General features: G+C 73.7%; 1 protein-coding gene. It reads right to left on the reverse strand.

Annotated elements, in window-relative coordinates; translation table 11 throughout:
- Positions 1 to 594: DUF222 domain-containing protein (locus PKE99_RS38445; protein ID WP_271215156.1), on the reverse strand; the 594-nt coding region annotated here is incomplete at both ends.

Consider the following 594-nt stretch of genomic DNA (forward strand, 5'->3'; position numbering starts at 1 on the left):
CGGTGATCTGGTCGTCGGTGAGGGTGTGCAGGGAGCCGTCGAGGAAGCCGACGAACAGGTCGACCCGGATCTGGTCGAGCCCACCGCCGTGTCCGGCGCGCTTGACCCGATGGGCGAGCCGGTCGATGCGCTCCACGGCGGCGTCGGCCGAGTCCGGGGCGAGACCGGTGGCGGTGATGGTCGCGGTGCCGTCCTCGGTGACGCACGCGGAGATCCCGCGGCGGGCGTGGGCGCGGCGGAAGAGCCGTTCGTAGTGCGCGGGATCGATCTCCATGATCAGTCGGCGGAGGCGGCGGGAGATCTCGGTCGTCGTCCAGCGGGGTGCCCGGGGCAGCACGAGCCGGCACAGGTGGGCGATCTGCGCAGCGGGCAGCCCGGTCAGGTGCTGGGCGAACACCGCGGCTTTGGGCGGGTCGATCCGCCCGACGTCAAGCGCGGCGTAGACGAGGGGGAGGTCGACGACGAGGGTGACGGCGTCGTCGGCGCGGGCGTCGGCGGCGCGGCGGGTCCAGGCCAGGGCGGCGCGGACTTCGTCGGACCAATCGCGTTCGCTCCAGCCGGGTTGGGTGGGGTCGTCGGTGCCGAGGGCGACCA

The organism is Pseudonocardia halophobica, assembly GCF_027922425.1.
Classification (GTDB): Bacteria; Actinomycetota; Actinomycetes; order Mycobacteriales; family Pseudonocardiaceae; genus Pseudonocardia; species Pseudonocardia halophobica.